The organism is Rhizobium sp. Pop5, assembly GCF_024721175.1.
GTDB lineage: Bacteria > Pseudomonadota > Alphaproteobacteria > Rhizobiales > Rhizobiaceae > Rhizobium.
Genome location: NZ_CP099398.1, coordinates 170001 through 187013 on the forward strand (window position 1 = coordinate 170001; position 17013 = coordinate 187013).

The 17013-nt window shown below is 56.9% G+C and carries 10 protein-coding genes and 4 pseudogenes; 10 read left to right on the plus strand and 4 right to left on the minus strand.

Annotation, left to right across the window (positions count from 1 at the left end):
• The first annotated feature begins 50 nt into the window (after positions 1-50).
• The 7 genes from NE852_RS00830 (at position 51) to NE852_RS00855 (ending at position 9596) form a co-directional block, all read left to right on the plus strand.
• Positions 51-1154 (plus strand): NAD(P)-dependent alcohol dehydrogenase, encoded by a 1104-nt coding sequence (locus tag NE852_RS00830; RefSeq protein WP_004671507.1) that lies wholly within the window; start codon positions 51-53, stop codon positions 1152-1154.
• 12 nt (positions 1155-1166) lie between these two features.
• Positions 1167-1478, plus strand: a complete 312-nt coding sequence (locus tag NE852_RS00835; protein ID WP_004671505.1) for a putative quinol monooxygenase — start codon at positions 1167-1169, stop codon at positions 1476-1478.
• 63 nt (positions 1479-1541) lie between these two features.
• Complete coding sequence (locus NE852_RS00840) at positions 1542-2807, plus strand: NAD(P)/FAD-dependent oxidoreductase (protein ID WP_004671504.1); 1266 nt, start codon at positions 1542-1544, stop codon at positions 2805-2807.
• A 296-nt stretch (positions 2808-3103) separates the two neighbouring features.
• A complete protein-coding gene (locus tag NE852_RS00845) occupies positions 3104-4069 on the plus strand; it encodes an AraC family transcriptional regulator (protein WP_008534397.1) in 966 nt (321 codons plus the stop codon).
• Positions 4070-4361: 292 nt separating this feature from the next.
• Positions 4362-5177, plus strand: coding sequence for a nitrate- and nitrite sensing domain-containing protein (locus NE852_RS32675; protein ID WP_374991983.1), 816 nt, complete (start codon positions 4362-4364; stop codon positions 5175-5177).
• Positions 5174-6622: a methyl-accepting chemotaxis protein gene (locus tag NE852_RS32680; protein WP_374991984.1), complete on the plus strand. Its 1449-nt coding sequence runs from the start codon at positions 5174-5176 to the stop codon at positions 6620-6622. Before NE852_RS32675 ends, NE852_RS32680 begins: the two co-directional genes overlap by 4 nt.
• A 175-nt stretch (positions 6623-6797) precedes the next feature.
• Complete coding sequence (locus tag NE852_RS00855) at positions 6798-9596, plus strand: bifunctional diguanylate cyclase/phosphodiesterase (protein ID WP_037174937.1); 2799 nt, start codon at positions 6798-6800, stop codon at positions 9594-9596.
• 747 nt (positions 9597-10343) lie between these two features.
• On the opposite strand, the pseudogene groEL reads toward NE852_RS00855, so the two are convergent.
• A pseudogene (groEL, locus tag NE852_RS00860) lies at positions 10344-10567 on the minus strand (chaperonin GroEL); the annotation flags it as partial.
• 294 nt (positions 10568-10861) lie between these two features.
• Here groEL and NE852_RS00865 point away from each other — a divergent pair.
• Positions 10862-11782, plus strand: coding sequence for an ArdC family protein (locus NE852_RS00865; protein ID WP_004673402.1), 921 nt, complete (start codon positions 10862-10864; stop codon positions 11780-11782).
• Between the two features lie 626 nt (positions 11783-12408).
• Here NE852_RS00865 and NE852_RS00870 read toward each other — a convergent pair.
• Positions 12409-12634, minus strand: a pseudogene (locus NE852_RS00870) (transposase domain-containing protein); the annotation flags it as partial.
• A 306-nt stretch (positions 12635-12940) separates the two neighbouring features.
• Here NE852_RS00870 and NE852_RS00875 point away from each other — a divergent pair.
• Together NE852_RS00875 and NE852_RS32575 are read left to right on the plus strand one after the other, a co-directional pair.
• Complete coding sequence (locus NE852_RS00875; protein ID WP_077994911.1) at positions 12941-13120, plus strand: hypothetical protein; 180 nt, start codon at positions 12941-12943, stop codon at positions 13118-13120.
• A pseudogene (locus tag NE852_RS32575) lies at positions 13107-15203 on the plus strand (recombinase family protein). The gene NE852_RS00875 and the pseudogene NE852_RS32575 overlap by 14 nt, the downstream one beginning before the upstream one ends.
• Here the strand turns inward: NE852_RS32575 and NE852_RS00890 are convergent.
• Positions 15104-16540 (minus strand): annotated as a pseudogene (locus NE852_RS00890) (IS66 family transposase); the annotation flags it as partial. The pseudogenes NE852_RS32575 and NE852_RS00890 sit on opposite strands and share 100 nt — an antisense overlap.
• 45 nt (positions 16541-16585) lie before the next feature.
• Positions 16586-16933, minus strand: coding sequence for an IS66 family insertion sequence element accessory protein TnpB (tnpB, locus tag NE852_RS00895; protein WP_008536653.1), 348 nt, complete (start codon positions 16931-16933; stop codon positions 16586-16588).
• Between the last annotated feature and the right edge of the window lie 80 nt (positions 16934-17013).

The window sequence follows — 17013 nt, forward strand, 5'->3', positions numbered from 1 at the left end:
GCCGATCAAGTCATTCCCGTAGCAATTGCGGGAGAACGCAGGAGAATATAATGGTGAAAATCACTGCGGCTGTCGCCGTGAAGCCAAAGAGCCCGCTGGAGTTCCGTGAACTCGAACTGGCTGACCCCGAAGGCAACGAGATCCTGGTTCGCACGGTTGCGAGCGGGATCTGCCACACGGACTTGCTGCTTCGCGACGGTATTTTTGGCCCGCCGGCACCGGTGATCCCGGGGCACGAAGGCGTCGGCGTCGTCGAGGCGGTCGGACCAGAAGTTCAGAGCCTCAAAGTGGGTGATCACGTCGCACTGAGCCAGAGCTCATGCGGATTCTGCGCCGACTGCCGCCGTTCTCACCCAATGAACTGCCAAAATTATACCCAGTACAATCTTACGGGGCTTCGTCCGAATGGTAAGAAGGCATTGCTCTGCGATGAAGTTGGCATTGGCAGCAATTTCGTGGGCCAGTCGTCCTTTGCGACGCATATCCTTGCGACTGAAAACAATGCAGCGCTTTTGCCGAAAACAGACCTCGACCTTACCGACGCTGCGCCACTCGGGTGCGGCATGGCAACGGGTGCAGGAACAGTGATAAACGCGATGAAGCCGGAAATAGGGTCGACGATAGCCGTTTTCGGCGCAGGTGCTGTCGGCATGGCCGCCGTGATGGCCGCCAAAGTTCGTCGGTGCAGCAAGATTATCATCATAGATCTGAATCAGCAGAGGCTAGACATGGCCATGGGGCTTGGTGCCACACATGCGATCAACGGCAAAGATCCCGACGTAGTCAACCAGATCCATGCGCTGACGGGCGGCGGTGCCGACTTCGCGATCGACGCAGTTGGCATCATTCCGGTTATTCTGAACTCGATCAAGTGCACCCGTGCCGGCGGGCACGTTGTCTTGCTCGGCCTCGACGCGCTCGGTAACGACATTCCCATCCCCCTCGATCTAATGGTGTTCAATCGCAAGATCCAGGGTGCGATCCTTGGTGATCAGATTCCACAGCTGTTCATTCCGCAGATGATGGATCTTAATCAGGCTGGGCTTTTCCCCTTCCAAAAATTGATCACCAAGTATCCCTTCGAGAAGATCAACGAAGCGATCGCGGACGCCGAAGCCGGGCGAGTGATCAAGCCGGTCGTCGTTTTCAATTAGGAGCCAGCGCAAATGACATCGAAGAAGTCAGAGGAACAGCACCTTGTCGTGGAATTCAAAACCACGTCCCAAAATCGAAATCGCGTAAAAGAACTCCTTCAGGAATTCATTGGACCCGCCCGCGAAGAGTCTGGTTGTCTCTACTACGACCTCTACCAGCGGTCGGACGATCCGAACACTTTCATCATCTTAGACGGCTGGCAGAATGAGGCGGCTGTCGTTGGCCATGGCGAACATCCTAATGTCAAGCGGGTGCTGGAGCCTCTTCTTCCACTGTTGGTGAGTCCACCGTCGATTAATGTAAATACCCGTATCAGCGACTGATCGGGCGCAATGGCCATTTCTACGAGGCGCGCGCCCCGAGCGCGCAGGTTTGAGGGAGACGAAATGGATACGCATCGAGTTGTCGTAGTCGGCGGTGGCTTTGCCGGACTCCAGTTAGCGAAGGACCTCAAGTGTCCCGACACTTCCATAACGATCGTCGACAGGCGCAACCATCACCTCTTTCAACCGCTCCTCTACCAAGTTGCCACGACTGTATTGGCAACCTCGGAGATAGCCTGGCCCATCAGAGCATTGTTCAGAGGACGAAAGGATGTATCGACGCTGCTGGGCGAGGTTGTTGGCGTTGATACCGAGGCACGCGTAGTATCGCTCAAGGATGGGAATGCTATTCCCTATGACACGCTCGTTCTCGCGACAGGTGCAAGGCACGCCTATTTTGGCCGGGACGAGTGGGAGCCGTTTGCGCCCGGGCTAAAGGCACTCGAAGACGCGACGACCATCCGGCGGCGGCTTCTTCTCGCGTTTGAGAAGGCCGAATTGGAGGCTGATCCCGAACGGCGGAAGGCAATGCTCACGTTCAGCATAATCGGAGCAGGCCCGACAGGCGTGGAGATGGCTGGGATTATAGCGCAACTGGCCCAACGAACTCTTGTTGAGGAGTTCCGTAGCATCGACACCAGATCGGCGCGCATCCTTCTCATCGAGGCAGGTCCACGTGTCCTACCCGTGTTCCCGGAGGCACTTTCGAGATATGCCGAGCAGTCGCTAATCAAGATGGGCGTCGAAGTGAGAACAGGCATTCCCGTGACGGCATGCAACGAGAACGGCATCGCGATCGGAGATGAGTTCGTTTCAAGCCGGACCGTCATCTGGGCTGCGGGGGTGCAAGCGTCGAACGCCGCCGCCTGGGTCGGTGCTGAAAAGGACAGGGCGGGTAGGGCGGTCGTGCAGCCAGATCTGACTGTTGGCGGTAAGCCCGAGATTTTTATTATTGGAGATACTGCCTCCGTGAAGGCCGCTGATGGAACACCCGTCCCCGGAGTGGCTCCCGCCGCCAAACAGCAAGGCAAATATGTCGCTTCGGTAATTGAAGCACGACGTCTGGGTACACCCACTCCAAGTGCGTTCAGATATAGGCATCTGGGAAACCTGGCTACCATCGGGCCGAATTCGGCTGTTATCGACTTCGGGAAGATCCGGCTCAAGGGCGGAATTGCATGGTGGATTTGGGGGCTTGCCCATATCTACTTCCTGATAGGTACGAGGAGCAGATTGGCAGTGGGACTAAGCTGGCTATGGATCTTTGTTTCCGGCCATCACTCCGCACGTTTGATCACGCAAAAAGAAACCTTAAAGGATGAGGTTTAGTCGCTAGCGCGAGCACGCCCGAGTCTGCTGGGCCGTGAATGGAGACCATCAAAGGCCAGACATTTGGGAATCGGTTGCGAAGCGATGGTTGGCAGCAGGTAACAATTCTGTCGGAGTTCCATATATAACAATGATTGATCTTCGCACTATCAACTTAGGCGACTTCGACTGCGTCGAATTCACGGCGAGGACTGGCCGCGACAAGTCAATTGCCCTGTCCGCCTGTCGTTAGCGATAGGCGGGCCTCATGCTTGAATACCGTTTCGGGAAGGAAGTGATGATGTGGAGAGTTGAGAGTGTCCCCCTCTAAGATTGACCATTTCTCGCTCAAAGGTACCTGCAGCGAGGAACTCGCGGCAGCGCTTTCGAGGCTTTCCCCGCAATCTGAAGCGCATGTACATGGCGATAAGACGATCGCCTACGATGTACATGCGATTACCAATGGTCCGATTGCAGTTATTGCCGCGCACTACGAGGGCGACCTAACGGTCCAGCACCGGGGACCGGCGGAGGCAAACATCATCATGCTTCCACTACATGGGCGATCGGTCGTTACCGTTGACGGCAGACAAATCCCCTCAGAGGGAACGCGGGGCGTTTTCGTGAACAGTATGTCGGCGAGTACGACCCAATTCATTGGGCCCAGGAAACATTTGGGGCTTAGGATCGCCCATGATGAGCTGACGCGCCGTTTGGGATGTCGGCTCAATACGCCAATAAGAGGCAGCCTCGATTTTTCGCCAGAAATCGACCTATCGGTCGGGTTCGGCTCCCTTTTGGTTCAACTGGTACCAGTGCTGTATGCTGGATTACGAGACGGAACCCTCCTTCAATCACCGATAGCACTTCATCACCTCACTGAAACGACGATGGAGCTTTTGATTGAAGCTGCGCAGCATCGCTACTCATCTGAGTTATGCCGCGTTGCTGAATCACCCTTACCCAAGGCCGTTAAGCGGGCGGTCGACTATATGCGTGCCAATATTACTCGGCCGCTATCTCTTGAGGAAATCGCAACGGCTTGTGGCGTAAGCCGACGCACTCTTCAAAGCGGTTTTCGCAACTTTCGGAATACGACCCCTCTGGCATTCCTGCAGCACCTACGGTTGGAATTAGTGCATCAGGAACTGATGACAGGCGAACCTGGCCTCTCGGTCACGCAGGTCGCTCTGAAATGGGGCTTCGTGCATAGAGGCAGATTTTCTGCGGACTATCGCAAGCGCTATGGGGTACTTCCCTCGGAAACATTGCGTATATCATAAGCAGATTGCGCCGACCGAGCTACGATCAGCCGGCACGCTCGACCGTCCTCAAGGCTTGCAGCAACAGCACTCTCCAGAAAAGCCGACTGCCTCGGCCCAAGATCTGTCTTGCAGTTGATCCCCTGAACGCGACGATGTTCCGATCTGCGCAACGCAGTTCAAGACCACTACAGGGGTTAATCTTATAGTAATTATGCCGAGGTCATCTCACACATAGCGGTCAATGTCGCAATGTTCTGGACCGCGTCGCTAATGGAAGCCGGTGTAATTTATAGTCGTCTATGAGGAACATATGTCGAGACTGCCGCTATCTCTACTTTTAATGATTTTGGCAATTATCCCGTTGACGGCGTTCGTAATCATCGGAGTATCAACATCACTGGGATATTACCGAGAATACTCTACCTTCCGCAGCGCACAAACAACGCAGCGACTTGGGCGGGAAGGCGGATTCCTCGCCCAAGCTATAGCGGCGGAAGCGTTTGCAGGCGCCGACGTGCGTCGGGCAAAGCAAGCTGCATCGGACAGGGCTTTTACAGCGGTCTTTTCCGCTTACGACTCTTGGAAAAAGGCATTCGACGATCCGGCCATAGAACGGGCGGTACAGATCATTCGTGAAAGGCGGGACAATATCGATAGCTTCCGCCGGCGCGTCGATGACGGAACGGCTAGCGAGGCGGAGGGAGCTGTTGCTTTGCGCCCGGCTGCCCTTGCGGGCTTGGAGCTCGTCCGTCGCACTGGGGCGACTGTCAATGATTTGGATTTAGCACGCCAAATTACCGGTTTTCACGCGCTCATGCAGATCACGGAAGCTAGTTTGCTGGAGATCAGGCCCGGCCGAGCCTACGTCAAAAATTCAGCCATGTCCGTCGATCTATTTTCGTCCCTCTTACAGTCAAAAAATCTAAAGCAGCTTTATGTGCCTGCGATGCAGGAATTTCTCCCCGCCGATCTCGTCAAATCTTATGACGACTTCGAGGCCAGCGCCGCAGGCAAGTTCATCGCGGGCGTTCGCGATCAGATGTATGCAAACCAGCCAGGCGTTTCCTTCCCCCCGAGACGTTGGATCGATGGAATGAAATCACCCAACAGCGGGCTGCTTTGTTGACCGCACTCATTATGCGCACCGGCGACGAGTTGGACGAGATGGCATTTCAGCGTTACGCCGATCTTCGCAATGCCTTTATCGGCTACTCCGGCGCCACGCTTCTGATCATGTCTACGGTACTCATTTTGTGCATTTCGGTCGTTCGGAGAATTTCAAGCTCCATTCGGACTCTGACAAGCCGAATGAAGGCACTCGCAGAAGGCGATACGTCGGCGCCGGTGCCCTTGACGATCCGACGCGACGAGATCGGGGACATGGCGCGTTGCCTTGAGTTTTTCCGCGGCGCGGCCATACAGAAAAGTAACCTGGAGACATCCGCGGAAGCTGAGCGCATTCGTTCTGACCAAGAGAAGCTGGATATTCAGGTAAGGGCGGAAAAAGAAGCAGAAGAGCGCCTCATCCGAGCGACGACGGCATTGGCAACCGGGTTGAAGCGGATGGCGGATGGAGACTTGATTTATGAGATTGAGGAGCCGTTAGCGCCACAGTTTGAAAGTTTGCGCAGGGATTTCAACGCTTCCATTCGTCAGCTCCGGGACGTGCTTGTTACCGTCGGCCATTCAGTCGAAACGGTCACGAATGGCAGCTCGGGCGTCTCGGCCGCATCTGAAAATCTTTCAAGACGCACGGAGCAGCAGGCGGCTTCGCTCGAGGAAACTGCAGCGGCGTTGGAGGAGATAACCGTCAACGTTGCATCGACCACGAAGAGGACGGCTGAGGCGCGCGGAGCCGTCCAACAGATGCGAGATCATGCGGAAATGTCCGGTCGGGTTGTACGCGATGCTATCGGCGCCATGAATCGCATTGAAAACTCCTCCAAGCAGATTTCCCAGATCATCAGCGTCATCGACGCGATCGCCTTCCAAACGAACCTCCTGGCGCTGAACGCCGGCGTCGAAGCAGCGCGTGCTGGCGACGCGGGAAAAGGCTTTGCGGTTGTTGCCCAGGAGGTCAGGGAGCTTGCACAGCGCTCAGCGACAGCGGCAAAAGAAATCAAGGATCTCATCGGCAATTCAGCTCTTGCCGTCGACGAAGGCGTAAGGCTCGTGAGTGAAACCGGATCGGGCCTGAGAACGATTGAAGAGCTTGTGCAGGATGTAAATCTTCATATGGACGCAATCGCAACGGCCTCCCAGGAACAATCGTCGGGCCTGCGCGAGATCAACGGCGCGGTTAACCATATGGACCATGCCACTCAAGAAAATGCGAGCATGGTCGCGGAGATGAATACTGCAGGATCGCACCTCGCTCAAGAGAGCCAAAGCCTAGCCGCACTGTTGAAACATTTCCACTTCAAAGACGAGAGCGGGAAGCCACAGAAGGTCACGGGCGAACTTGGGAAGAGCTTCCCGCCCGGTCAGACAATGGTTGACCGCGGAGACTATCCGATGCGCCGTGGTAACCTGGTGCTCGCGCCTTCGAATGATGATTGGCAAGCGTTCTAAATGATATGGGCGGCGTCGCCGACCACATGCAAATACACGTCTTTGATGATTCTGAATGAGAGCGATATCCCGGTGGGGTAGCGGCATGGTACTCCGCCAAATGACTTGTGCGGTCCTAACAAAATGCTGGCTTGACGGATGATTGCTCAGCCACGTGACAAAGCAGGACAGGCACATGAAACACGTACGTCAATCGGAACGCACATCCCGCCCCGAACAGCCTGTGGAAGTGCAGATGGCGACTGATGCTCAAATCGACCAGGGGCGTGGAGCCTTCCGCAACGCGGTCAATGCCAGCCCTCCGCTTGCCACGGGCACGGCCCCGCCATTTTCGGAAGCCTCCGTTGTCCGGCCATCGCACGGTCACGACGCAGATGTCGCAAGTCTGAAGCAACCGTTTGAGAAGGCTTTCCGGGCGAATCCCCGGCATCCTGCGACAAACGTCGACTTGCCATTCAACGCCGAAGAGATGTCCAGTGCCGTCGTACTCGACGCGATCCCGTTACCCGTCTTCTTCAAAAACAGAGATGGGATACACCTTGGTTGCAACAGGGCCTTCGAAAGCTTCTCCGGCCGCTCAAAGGGAGATATTATCGGAAAAACCGTTTTCGATTTGGTGCCCGCACCCATAGCCGAGACGTATGCCGCGTTGGACGAGGCGCTTTTTGCAAATGGCGGTGTTCAGCAATATGAAGCAAAGGCCACCACCGAGAATGGTGGTGTCGTTGATCTTTTACTCAGCAAGACCGCAATCACTGATATCGCTGGTAACAGGATCGGCTTGGTTGGCGTGATGTTGGACATCACAGAGCGAAAACGTGCGGAGCATGATCTCAAAGAGGCTCTTGAATTCGCAGAGGGAATTATTGCCGCCATTCCTGACGTTCTGTTCGAGGTAAATGCCGACGGTCGCTACCTGCAGGTCTGGGCAAGGAATCAGGAGATCCTGGCGCAGCGAAAAGAAGTGCTGCTCGGCAAGCTTGTCCGCGATGTGCTCCCTCCAGATCAGGCCGACATCGCTATGCTGGCTCTTGAAGAAGCCGATGAAACCGGCGCCTCCTACGGTCGTTGTGTCCGTATAGCCCTACCAAACGGCGAATCCCGTTGGTTTGAACTGTCGGTCGCAAGGCGACCAAGCAGCAATCACTCAACCGTCACTTTTCTGGTGTTATCTCGCGATATTACCGAACGAAAGCACGCCGAGGGCACGACTATTGAAGCTCGGGCTCGCCTCCTAAGTGTCCTGCAGACCATTCCGGATATGGTATGGCTGAAAGACGTAACAGGCAAATATCTGTTGTGCAATCATGCCTTCGAAGAATTGGTCGGCAAGGCAGAAGCGGAAATCGTCGGGAAAACGGATTATGACCTGTTTACTCCCGAACTCGCCCAGTTTTTTCGTGACAAGGATGAGGAGGCCATGCAAGCCGGCCGTATTCTCATCAATGAGGAACGGTTTACCGCTCACGAGGACGGTCGATCAACGCTTTTGGAGACTCGTAAGGTTCCGGTATTCACGGGGGGAAAGCTGATGGGGATCCTCGGCGTCGCCCGCGATATCACCGAACTGGACACGTCCCGTAAGAAAATCCATCAGATGGCATTCTACGATTCTCTGACCGGCCTGCCTAACCGGACACTTTTCAATGAACGGCTACGCGAGATGATCGGGGACGCGGCTTCGGCGGGCCAGCGAGCCGGGGTGATGCTGATCGACATGGACCATTTCAAAGCGATCAATGACACTATGGGACATCCCGTCGGTGACGAGTTGCTGCGGCAGGTGGCGACACGCATGAAAAAAGGCGTCCGTGCCAGCGACACCGTGGCGAGACTCGGTGGAGATGAATTTGCAGTCTTGCTGCCCAATGTTCAGGACAATGACGATTTGGCTCAAATTGCCAGCAGAATGCTTGCCGCATTCGGCGAACGCTTCATGCTTTCCGACAGGGAGATCTTTGTATCCTGCAGCATCGGGATATCGGTATTTCCAAATGACGGCGACGCTCCCGACGATTTGGTGAAATATGCGGATTCTGCGATGTATTTGGCGAAGCGCTCGGGGCGTAGCAACTTCCGCTTCTACTCAAAGGATCTCACGATTGGGGCTGAAAAGCGCCTAGCGCTAGAATCAGACCTACGCCTAGCTTTGAAACATGAGCAACTTGAACTCCATTATCAGCCAAAGGTCCTATTGGACAACGGAAAGGTGATCGGTTCAGAAGCACTGCTACGATGGCATCATCCGAAGATGGGAATGATCCCTCCGGGAGAATTCATAGGTGTCGCCGAGGAAACGGGATTGATCATCGATCTTGGACGATGGGTGCTGCATGAGGCGTGTTGCACGGCTGCCGTCATGAATGCAGATGGACTGCCCCCGCACAAGATTGCGGTAAATTTGTCTCCTAAGCAGTTTCAATGCCCGCGTTTGTCGCAAACGGTGGCGGACGTATTGCAGGAAACCGGTTGTCGTGCGGAGTGGATCGAGGTTGAAATAACTGAGAGTCTCCTGCTCCATAACTGCGAGGGCGTTTCGACGACACTCTCTCAATTGCATGCGAGCGGAATTTCCATAGCGATCGATGATTTCGGCACCGGCTACTCATCTCTGAGCTATTTGGCTAACTTTCCCATTGATACCCTCAAGATTGATCGGTCATTCATCAATCGATCCGACAAGCGAAGTAGAGAACTGGTCAAGGCAATTCTCTCAATTGCGCGCTGCCTAGGGCAAAATGTAGTCGCTGAGGGCGTGGAGACGGTCGATCAAGAAAAATTCTTGGTTGAAAGCGGCTGCGCTGTGGCACAGGGGTTCTACTATAGCAAGCCCATCCCGAAGTCCGAACTTCTCGCTGCAAACGCAGTGCCCGAGTTCTCTCGCGGTGATTCCCATCTTACGCCGATGCCCGCAGAGGAAGGGGTGGCACTCATGCGCTTGCCGCCCGCAACTGTTGGGACCCGAACCGCGTGAAGCCTACGGCTAACAGCGCGCAGGATCCACGCCACCTGCGGCGCTGTTTATACCGCACTCATCCAACGGAAGCCCAAACTACTCTGGGCGAATGGATAAAACGCGGACCAATAGGAACTACTGAAAACTTCAGGTGCTTTGATGTTCCGAAATATGCAAGCCCTGTACCGAATTGCGCGACGAAACATACGTTGACGTGTTTTCGCTTTCGATTGCCATTGCAAAGACTTGCCCAGTACAATCTACTATTCTGAGTCAATATCGTCAAAAGCATAACCGTGCAAAAGCTCATCCCATTTCCCCATCCGAATAGAAATTCTGCGGATTTGAAAAGTTCAACTGCGAATTCGAATGGCTCCGGACATTTCGACATCATCCAATCGCTGAAATCGGAACTTCACGATTTGGCTAGTGCCGTAAATCAGTTGGAGGCGCTATGTGAGTCATACCGATCCCAAGCTGATACGTGCTCGCAACCTAACTGAACGACTGAGCGTCCGCGCTTGTCATCGTATTCCCTATGACCCTCTCTGGGCGTGGCGGCCAGTGGTTCGTTGAATCTTGCCAAACGTTCCCGGATCCCACCACTTCCCGAACACGGGAGCTTCAATTCGATCAACTCGAAACTTTCGGCCATTTGAACGGGTGGCGGAAAAAAACGTCAGCGATTGCGCCGTGATTTCGTAATGGTTCTGCCTATTTGCTGAAGGCGGTCGGCCGATTGGAATGCTCCATCAGACCTCAACTTACCGGCAGCAAGGACTGCAGGTTCGATAGCTTCTTTTCGTGGATGAGGATATACGGATCCTCGAACTCTACCCGCATCTTGTCCTGGTTGGCGACGAAGTAGGGGCTGAGGTACGGGTCGAATTGCATGCGCGCGAAGACTACGAGTTTGGTCTCGGCGGTCTTGGCTTCCTCGACGAAATGGCACTCTCGTTGCTAACCTTCTCCATTGCGTCGACGAGGAACGGCCGCGCAAGGTCGATGCCACGCTTCGGGTCCATCGATTCATCCCGGACGCTCCCGCCTTGCGTAATAGACTGGATTTTTCATTTCTGCCTGGGTTTCAAACCTGTCTCGCCGTGGTGTTGCTGCATCCCGTCCTGCCCCGGCTTTTGGTCCTGCCAGGCTCGCGCTGCCCGCAACGGCTTTGCCGTCCTTCACTTCGTTGCGGCCCTGCGGGTGCTGGCCGCACTTGCAGCCTGGCTTTTGGACCGCCGTAGCAGGTCGCGATGGCCGCGACCTCGAACGGAGGTTCAGAGATGAACAGGCAGCAATCCAATCAACGATCCGATATCTACAGCCGCATCACCACCAAGATCATCGCCGATCTCAAACAGGGCGTCCGTCCATGGACCAAGCCATGGACGACGGGAGGCTGGACAGCCGAGGTCAGCCGGCCACTGCGCCACAATGGCCAACCCTACACCGGCATCAATGCTCTGCTCCTCTGGTCTGAAGCCATCGCCCGCGGCTTTGCATCACCAAGGTGGATGACGTTTCGCCAGGCAATCGAGCTCGGCGGCGCCGTCCGCAGGGGCGAAACCGGCACGACCGTCGTCTTCGCCAGCTCTTTCATCCGCGCCGAGACGACGGAGACAGGCGCCGAAATCGAACGCGACATCCCCTTCCTCAAAACCTACACCGTGTTCAACACCGACCAGATCACCGGCCTTGATGGCCTTGCCCATTCCATCGCGCCTGACCAGGATTGGATGAGCCGCATCGGTGCTGCCGGCCGCTTCTTTGCCAATACCGGCGCCCTGATCCGCCATGGAGGATCGGCGGCCTATTATGCTGCTGCCCGTGACTACATCCAGATGCCGTGCTTCGACGCCTTCCGGGACGATGCATCCTATGTCGCCGTTCTCAGTCACGAGATGACGCACTGGACCGCTGCACCGCGAAGGCTCGATCGGGATCTCAGCCGCTATGCGAAAGACAGGAGCGAACGCGCCCGCGAAGAGCTCATTGCCGAACTCGGCAGCTGCTTTCTCTGCGCCGATCTTGGTATCGTCCCCGAGCTCGAACCACGCCCCGACCATGCAAGCTATCTCGATGACTGGCTCAAGGTTCTCGGCAGCGACAAGCGTGCCATCTTTTCAGCGGCAGCTCATGCCCAGCGCGCGGTCGACTATCTGCATGACTTGCAGCCGGACCTCAACGAGGAGGAGGCGGCGTGAGCCGTCTCCTTCTTAGCCACCCGGACGCCGCCCACTGCCGCGACCCGACGGCCGCAAGCTCCTATCCCGCGAACCGGCGTCTAAAATCGTCAGGCATTGACCTCGCGCAGCTAGTGGGGCGTGTTCACCGGCATATTGAAAGTGACGCGCGAAGTATTCCGACGGCGTCGTCATGCGGCCCGTGGTGAGAACCAGCGCATCCCCTCGACCGTCGATGCTGAAAATCACGCGACTGTGCAGGCTTGCAACCTCCTCCGGCAGATCCTCCCTTAGCATCGCGATGGCGGAAGCCATCGTCCGCCGAGGGCGAACGAGAACGATGTCCCGCGCGAACGAGTCGTCGTGCGTAGCATCGAGAGAAGCGTTGATGACAGCGGGTCGTCGGATGATCTATTTGGAACTAGCAAAAAATATTGCTTTGATAAATTTGCGCTGACAGCTTTGGCCGCGGCCTCAACACGAGCGGGTGCCTGCAGCCGCTGGCGCGCATTGGAAAGATGGAGGCGGACGGTTTGAATGGATAAGTTTCAGTCTCCTATGGATAGCACCGTCACTATCGCCGTCGGATAAAAGCTACAAACAACGTCTTTCCTGTTTCGTCGTAAGCCTCCGGTGAAGGCCGCAGGTCAGGCCGCTTGAGCGTTGACGGTCGGCGGCGTCCAATTCCACGGACTGCTCCAGCCTGGTAATCGACGTATCAGCGATGCGGGCAAGAACGTCGGCCAGCCACACCTGCGGATCGATGTCGTTGAGTTTTGCCGTCATAATCAATGTGGCCATGAAGGCCGCACGATCTGCACCGCGGTCTGATCCGGCGAAGAGCCAGGATTTTCTGCCGAGCGCAATGCCCCGTTCATTCTGCCCATGTCGGCGATGAAGTCGAGGTTCACTATCGCTGGCATCCATATTTTGGCCAGAAGGTTTCCATTCGTCGCGTCGAAGAACGAGCGACAGGCCGGTTTTTGAAGGTTCTGGGGCCGACAGGTGTCGTCATCGCGATCTCAGGGTGGATGATCGATCCCGTGGTCTGCCGCGGCATGACCATGGGAACGCCACGCGTCGATCTTGCGACGCTAATCGAATTGAACAGGCTGGTCTCTGGCGGCAGCAAAGCGGCACCCTTCCGAAGTGGACGTAGAATCACTCAGGAGGACCATGATGAGATCCCGCAATACGCTGGTGCCGGCGTCGGGCCGGCAGCTCGACCTGATATTCAAAACTCGGATGCTCGACGGACTGAGCGACAAGGAACGCAAGAAGGCGATTTCAACGCTGGCTTGCCTGCTGATGCAGGCCGCAGGCCTCGTCGTCGAGGAGGTCAACGATGACCAGCACTGATTTGATTCCGACAGCGCTGCTCGCGCGCAAGGCCGTCGTTTATGTGCGGCAATCCACGCAGTCGCAGGTTATAACCAATCTGGAAAGCCAGCGACGGCAGTATAATCTTGTTGACATTGCGCGACACCACGGCTTCAGCGACGTCGAGGTGATCGACGACGACCTCGGGCGCTCTGCCAGCGGAACCGTCGCCCGTCCGGGCTTCGATCGTCTCGTCGCCCTACTGTGCGCCGGCAAAGTTGGTGCCGTTTTCTGCTTCGATGCTTCACGGCTTGCGCGCAACGGTCGGGACTGGCATCACCTGCTCGAACTGTGCGGCCTGGTCGAAGCCCGCGTCATTGACATGACGGCGTCTACAATCCATGTCGACCCAACGATCGGCTGCTGCTGGGAATGAAGGGCAGTATCAGCGAGTTCGAACTGGGCGTGCTGAGAGCCCGGATGCTCGATGCCGCCAGGTCGAAGGCGCGCCGTGGCGAACTGCGACTTTCCGTTCCGTTCGGCTACATTTGGCATCGGGAGGCCGGGCTTGGGCTCGATCCTGATCTGCGTCTGCAAGAGGTAATTCGATCCATCTTCGCCCGCTTCCACGACCTTGGAAGCGCGCGTCAGGTGCTGCTGTCGATGACGAAAGATCACATTCACTTCCCTCGGCCGTCGGATGAAGGGCGCATGACCAACTTCGTATGGATGCCAGTACGTTATCGCAATGTGATCGGCATCCTCAAAAACCCCTTCTACGCCGGCGTTTACGTCTATGGGAAGAGCGAGAAGCGGACTGCCATCGTCGATGGACGGGCTCGGCGCAGTTACGGGCACGGCAAGCCCGTCGGTAGCTGGGAGGTGATGATCCGGGACCATCACGAAGGTTACATTAGTTGGGGCGAATACGAGCGTAACCAACAGCAACTGGCCCTCAATAATTATGGCCGCTCGGGTGGGACTAAATCGGGCCGCGGCGGCAAAGCATTATTATCAGGTCTCCTGACCTGCGGACGGTGTGGACGGCGACTGAGTGTTGCCTATACGGGAAATCCACAAAATCCTGTCTATCGCTGCTATAAACAGAACCTGATGATGGGCTTGCCCCGTTGCATGACGTTCGGCGGCTCGAAGGTCGATGCGGCGGTTGCGCGCGAGTTGTTGCGCGCGGTAGAACCATTAGCGATCGAGGCGACTTTTGAAGCAGAGCGGATGCACCGGGAGCGACAGGAAGACCAGCGCCACATTCACGATCTGGAGCTACAACAGGCCCGCTACGAGGCTAGCCTCGCCGAGCGCCGCTATGCGGCATGCGATCCCGACAACCGCCTGATAGCTGCACAGCTTGAGAAGAATTGGGAAACGGCGCTACGCCGCGTCCGTGATCTGGAAGTGCGCGGCCTACCGAAAGTCCTTCAACCATCGAAGTTGACCCAGGCACTTTCGCAAACCTCGCCGACAATCTGCAGGCGGCCTGGGAGTCGCCGGATGTCACCATGCGCGTGCGCCAGCAACTGCTACGTACATTGATCGCCGACATTGTTGTCGATGTCGTGATGAGGTGCGCGACGTGGTGCTGACCATCCATTGGAAAGGCGGTCAGCATTCGGAGCTCAAGGTTCGCAAGCCCCAGACGGGTGAACACGGGTGCGCCACAACGGAAGATGCTTTGGCAGTGATGCGGAGCATGGCAGGACGCTGGTCCGATGAACATATCGCCGCGTCGCTCAATCGAATGGGAATGCCCACGGGGCAAGGAAAAACCTGGACTGCACACCGGGTCGCTTCCGTAAGGCGGGTCCGGGCCATTCACGCGTACAAATCAGCCGATAAAGAGGGCGAATGGCTGACCATGACAGAGGCGGCGGCGGTTTTGGGCGTGACCAACCACCGAATACGCCACCTGATCAAGACGAACGTGTTGTCTGCCGAATTGCTGACACCGAGACGCTTCCAATGTTTACAGATACTTAAAGAGGGAGTGCACAATGACTCAGGTCCGGCAAAGCCTCTGAGCGCTCGCTCTGCCGCATTATTCGTCAGGCAAATCCGGCCGTCCTGCAGAAATGATGTGAAGCCATCCCAGCGCTTGAGCATGTAGTCGATCGCCTCCGCCACCGGAGAACTGCGTGAGAGCTTTGCCCGCTCGGTTTGAAGCCAGACCTGCAGATCATCGACGAGTGGCAGACAGTCTCTCCGGCGACGCTCCAGGCGTTGATCGGCCGGAAGCCCGTTGATCTCGCGCTCAATATCGAACAGGCCGTCGATCCGTTTGACGGCTTCGAGCGCCATAGGGGAGATCGGCGCGGCGTTCTTTCCACGCTTGGCATTTGCGGCAATGTCGGCGAGCACGAAGAACTTACGCCGCGAGTGTGCCCAACAAAACGCCTGCCTTAGAGGATTTGGATCGCGATCAACCTTGAACAGCGGATTGTAGCCGCCATAGGCGTCCGCCTGCAGAATGCCTTTGAAGGTCTTCAGGTGGCGCTCCGGATGCTCCTGCCGTCGGTCCCGCGAGGCATAGTAAAGGGCCGCCGGCGGAGAGAGCCCTCCGAACGGCCGATCGTCCCGGACATAGGTCCAGATGCGGCCCGTATCGGTCTTTCCCTTGGCCAGGATCGGCACGGTCGTGTCGTCGCCGTGCAGACGTTCGGCAGCAAGGACATGCGCCTCGATCAGGGAGTGAATGGGCTTCAACGCCGCGGCACATGCTCCAACCTGATCGGCCAGCGTCGACAAGCTGAGGTCGACGCCCTCGCGGGCGTAGCGCTCGCTCTGGCGATTGAGCGGCTGGTGCTGGGCGAACTTCTCAAACAGGATCATCGCCAGCAGGTTCGGCCCGGCAAAACCGCGGGGTGTCACATGGAAGGGTGCGGGTGACTGCGTGATCTTCTCACACTCGCGGCAGGTGAACTTCTCCCGCACCGTCTGGATGACCTTCCACTGACGCGGGATGACTTCCAAGGTCTCGGTAATGTCTTCGCCAAGCTTCGACAGTTTAACCGATCCACAACAGGCGCAATTCGTGGGAGCGGCGATTACGACGCGCTCACGCGGCAGGTGTTCGGGAAAGGGCTTGCGTGACGGACGCTTGCGCTCGAAGGCTTTGACGGCTGAAGCTTTGGCTGCGATCTCCGCCGCCAGTTCATCTTCACCGGCGTCCGCTTCCAACTCCTCGAGCTGCAGTTCCATCTGCTCCAGGAGCCGCGCCTTGCGCTCGGACCGGCTGCCGTAGAGTGCACGGCGAACCTTGTCGATCTCCAGCTTCAGCCGCGCGATCAGCGCCTCGGAATGCGATACGAGTGCCTTTGCGCTGGCGGCTTCTGCCTTGGCGGTCGCTGCTTCTGCTTCGGCTGCGACACGTCGAGCGCGTTCCTGGGCCAGCAGTGCAAGCGCACTGGCAAGGTCGTCCGGAAGCTCTTCGGTCGCATTGCTCATGACAGGATGGAATCATATTCGACCCTGTCATTCCAGTGTTTTTGGTTATCCGGCCGACGTCGGCCGCCAGGTCTTTTGCGGCATCCGCCAGTCGATACCTTCCAGCAGATAACCGAGCTGCGCAGGCGTGATCACCACCGTGCCATCGGCCGCTGATGGCCAGATGAAGCGGCCGCGCTCCAGCTTCTTCGTGAACAGGCAAGCGCCCTGGCCGTCATGCCAGATCACCTTGATCAGACCGCCACCGCGGCCGCGGAATACGAACAGGTGTCCACACATCGGGTCGCGCTTCAGCGCCTCCTGCACCATCAACGACAAACCGGGGAAGCCTTTTCGCATATCGGTGTGGCCTGTCGCCAGCCAGACCTTCACGCCACTCGGAACCGGAATCATCGCAGCCCCAGCACGCAATCGAGAATCCGCCAAGGGCATCCGTATCGATGTCGCTATCCACGCGCACGCGCCGACCCCGT